Annotated in this window: 4 protein-coding genes; 1 reads left to right on the forward strand and 3 read right to left on the reverse strand. The window is 73.7% G+C overall.

What is annotated here, in order from left to right:
• On the reverse strand, positions 1-995 hold a 995-nt coding region (locus tag ACIWVC_RS30365; RefSeq protein ID WP_396451748.1), incomplete at its 3' end, for an adenylate/guanylate cyclase domain-containing protein.
• 123 nt (positions 996-1118) lie between these two features.
• A complete protein-coding gene (locus ACIWVC_RS30370) occupies positions 1119-1964 on the reverse strand; it encodes a biotin--[acetyl-CoA-carboxylase] ligase (protein ID WP_396451750.1) in 846 nt (281 codons plus the stop codon).
• Between the two features lie 81 nt (positions 1965-2045).
• Between ACIWVC_RS30370 and ACIWVC_RS30375 the strand changes: the two genes are divergently transcribed.
• Positions 2046-2819 carry an enoyl-CoA hydratase/isomerase family protein gene (locus tag ACIWVC_RS30375; RefSeq protein ID WP_396451752.1) on the forward strand — a complete coding sequence of 258 codons (774 nt, stop codon included), beginning with the start codon at positions 2046-2048 and terminating at the stop codon, positions 2817-2819.
• A 161-nt stretch (positions 2820-2980) separates the two neighbouring features.
• On the opposite strand, the gene ACIWVC_RS30380 is transcribed toward ACIWVC_RS30375, so the two are convergent.
• Positions 2981-3324 (reverse strand): DUF899 family protein (locus tag ACIWVC_RS30380; protein WP_396454882.1); only part of this gene is annotated, 344 nt, incomplete at its 5' end.

A 3324-nucleotide genomic window follows, 5' to 3' on the forward strand; every position in this document is an offset into this window, starting at 1 on the left:
CCGGTCCGGCGGCGCAGCACGTACGGCTGGACGATGCCGAGGCCGCGGACCGGGCGCCGCACGATCCGCGTCACCTGGTAGGCCGGGTCGTTCTCCAGCCGCGCGGCCAGCTCGCCGTCGATCACGACCGAGCCCGGCCGGGCCAGCGAGGTGAGCCGGGCGGCCAGGTTGACCGTCGTCCCGAACACGTCCCCCATCAGCGGCAGGACGGGGCCGTGCGCGACGCCCACCCGGACGTCGGGGACCTCGGTCTCGTCCTGGATGGCCGCCGCCACCGTCAGCGCTATCTCCGCGCCGACCCGCGGCTCCTCCGCGCTGAACAGCACCTCGTCGCCGAGCGTCTTGACCAGCCGCCCGCCGCAGGAGGCGATGATGTCGGCGGCGGTCTCCTCGAACCACTCCACCACCCGGGCCAGCTCGATCTCCTCCAGCTCCCGGCTGACCTGCGTGAACGACACCATGTCGGCGAAGCCGACGGTGGTCATCGGGCGGCCCGCCGGGTCGCCGTTCTCCCGGGTCGCCGCGCCCGCCAGCGCCCGCGTCCCGGCCGCGGCGAGCTGGCGCCGCCAGGCGTGCACGACCAGCGGCTCGAACTCGCCGATGTGCTTCTCGGCGATGTCCACGACCGTGTCGACCGCCTCGGCGGACGGCGTGTCGTGCGGGTCCGTGGCGAGCGTGCTGCGCAGGAGGCTGACCTGCCATTCGGCGAGCCGCGTCATCGTCTGCCCGTAGGCCCGGACGAGCCGTATCACGCCGTCCTCGTCGAGGATCCCGTCGTCGACGAGCTTGCGGAGCCGGTCCAGCGCCGCGACGTCGCCCTCGGTGTAGGCGACGGTGTCGTCCGGCATGGACGGGTAGCCGAACGCCCGCCAGATCCGGCCGGCGAAGTCGCGGGAGACCCCGGCGCGCTGGACGGCCTGGACGCGGTTGTACCGCAGCTCGCCGCCGAGCAGGAGCTCCTCGATCTCCTTCGGGTCGGGCAATCCGGCCGCCATTCTCCGCCCCTCAGTCCGCCGCCGCCCGGTGCGGGGGCGGCGGCGTCATGACTAGGTACCAGGACATATCGTCGCAGATCAGCAATCGAGTCAACGCGCGGACGGCCGATCCTCGTTCCCCGTTCACCGGACGTGCACCACGTCGCCGGCGCTGATCGCGCTGTCCCCGACCACCAGGCGCCCCGTCCCGTCCACGTCCCGCGCCGTCCCGGTCAGCCGCTCGCCTCCGGGCATCTCCACCCTGACCTGGCGTCCGAGCGTGGAGCACAGGTCCCGGTAGGCGGTACGCAGCCCGCTGGTCTCCGGATCACCGCCCAGCGCCGTCCACTCCCGGTACCAGGTGGCGAACTCGCGCAGGATCGCGCGCAGCAGCGGCGCACGGTCGCTCAGCGGCGCGCCCTCGATCGCCAGGGACGTCGCGGTCGGCACCGGCAGCTCGTCCTCCCGCAGCCCCACGTTCAGCCCGACCCCGATCACGAGGCCGTCCTCGACCTTCTCCACGAGGATCCCGGCGAGCTTCCGGTCCCCGACGAGCACGTCGTTGGGCCATTTGAGCCGGGCGTCGACGGCCACGTCCGCCGCGTCGCCGAGGAACCGGGCGCCCGTCTGCGACCAGGCGGTCATTCTCCGCACGGCCGTGGCGACCGCGACGCCCGTCAGCAGCGACGCCCACCCCAGCCGCGGCACCGGCACGGCGGGCCGCATCAGCATCGAGAACGCCAGCCCGGACCGCGCCGGCGCCGTCCACACCCGGCCGAGACGTCCCCGCCCCGCCGTCTGCAGCTCGGTGACCAGCACCGTCCCCTCCGGCGCGCCCTCCTTCGCCCGCGCCGCGAGGTCGGCGTTGGTGGAGCCGGTCTCGGCGACGACCCGGACCTCCCGCCACAGCCCGCCGTCCCGGACGAGCGCCCGCTGCAGCGCCCGCTCGTGCAGCGGCGGCCGGTCGAGGTCCCCGTAAGGTGAGTCCACACCCCCATCCAACCCCAAAGCCGCCGCGATCTTGGGGCCGCCCGTCAGGGAAGGCGTCCCCCGGTCGTTAGGGTGCGGCCTATGGATGGTGTGACGCTGCGGCGCGACGGGAACGTCGCGGAGATCGTGCTGGACCGGCCCGAGGCCCTCAACGCCCTGTCGACGGCGATGGCCAGGCGCCTCGCCGACGTCTGCGCGGAGGTCTCATCGGACGCGGCCGTCCGCGCCGTCGTGCTGAGCGCGGCGGGCGAGAAGGCGTTCTGCGTCGGCGCGGACCTCAAGGAACGCAACGCGATGACCGACGACGAGATCCTCGCGCAGCGCCCGGTCTTCCGCGCCGCCTTCGGCGGCGTCCTGAACCTGCCCCAGCCGGTCATCGCGGCCGTGCACGGCTACGCGCTCGGCGGCGGCTGCGAGTTCGCCCTGTCCACCGACCTGATCGTCGCGGACGAGACCGCCGTGTTCGGGCTGCCCGAGGTGAGCGTCGGCCTCGTCCCCGGCGGCGGCGGCACCCAGCTCGCGCTGCGCCGCCTCGGCCCCGGCAAGGCCGCCGACCTGGTCTTCACCGGCCGCCGCCTCGGCATCGACGAGGCCCTCGCCATCGGCCTGGTCGACCGCAAGGTCCCGGCCGGCGCCGCCCGCGAGGAAGCCCTCGCCCTCGCCGGCCAGATCGCGCAGAACTCCCCGATCGCCGTCCGCGCCGCCAAGCGCGCCCTGCGCCAGGGCGCCGGCGTCAGCCTCGACGCCGGCCTGGACTTGGAGGAGAACGCCTGGCGCACCGCCGCCTTCTCCCCGGACCGCCGCGAGGGCGTCGCCGCCTTCGCCGAAAAGCGCAAACCCAACTGGGATGCCTAAAGCGTCTTGGCCGGGACCGGCCTCCCGCATCCGGGAGAACCGGCGGCAGCTCTCTGAGGCGGCGTGGCACTGCGTTACCTCATGACCGCAGTGCCACGCCGTCTCCCTGCCGCCCCTGAGCAACTCGCCCTACGCGAGGTTCTTCCGGCTGTGGCGGTCGATCAGGCGGGGGTGAGGTCGTCGGAGTGGCCGGCTGCCAGGCGCGGCAGCTGGGCGGTGGGGCGGCCATCGGTGCGGAAGAAGCCGGCCTTGTCCGAGCCGTCGCGGGGCCAGCCGGCGGGTGAGTCCTCCCAGTTCTCCTGGCGGCCGTAGACGGTCATGTCCATGAGGGAGTAGGCGATGTCCATCGCTTCCACGCCGCGGCCGTTCGTCCAGTAGGTCTCGAAGACGCGGTCGCCGTCGCGTAGGTAGCAGACCAGGTGGAACATGCCGGCCTTGCGTCCGGTCAGCAGGGTCTCGGCGGAGTCCTGGGCGGAGTACCAGGGCATGGTCCAGCCCATGAAGT

Source organism: Actinomadura sp., from assembly GCF_044508335.1.
In the GTDB taxonomy this organism is placed as follows: domain Bacteria; phylum Actinomycetota; class Actinomycetes; order Streptosporangiales; family Streptosporangiaceae; genus Spirillospora.

Coding starts and splice junctions, on each gene's coding strand:
- ACIWVC_RS30375 (WP_396451752.1), top strand. CDS start 2,046: ATGGATGGTGTGACGCTGCGGCGCGACGGGAACGTCGCGGAGATCGTG.